The organism is Burkholderia sp. SIMBA_062, assembly GCF_046534765.1.
Lineage (GTDB): Bacteria > Pseudomonadota > Gammaproteobacteria > Burkholderiales > Burkholderiaceae > Burkholderia > Burkholderia ambifaria.
Genome location: NZ_JAWRYD010000653.1, coordinates 1 through 234, shown reverse-complemented (window position 1 = coordinate 234; position 234 = coordinate 1). Strand labels below are relative to the sequence as shown.

The following is a 234-nucleotide window of genomic DNA, read 5'->3' as shown; positions in this document are numbered from 1 at the left end:
GAGTTAGCTCGCGTTCCACATCCACAAGGCGGAGAGCTATGGATCTACATCGACAACGCCGGTAACCGACTGGAACTGGGACGCATCAGTGCCGGTGACGCTTTCGTCAGTGTAGTGGACGGCTTGGCCTTCTTTCAGCTGGAGGACGGGCAGACCGTTGTCGAAGATATCAATGAAGGGCTTTATCGGGTCTTCGAGACCGACCCGCTGAACCCGAAACGCTCACGGCTGATC

Annotated in this window: 1 protein-coding gene; it reads left to right on the top strand. The window is 56.8% G+C overall.

Annotation, left to right across the window (positions count from 1 at the left end; genetic code table 11):
- Positions 1-234: hypothetical protein (locus tag SB786_RS37800; protein WP_410731783.1), on the top strand; the 234-nt coding region annotated here is incomplete at both ends.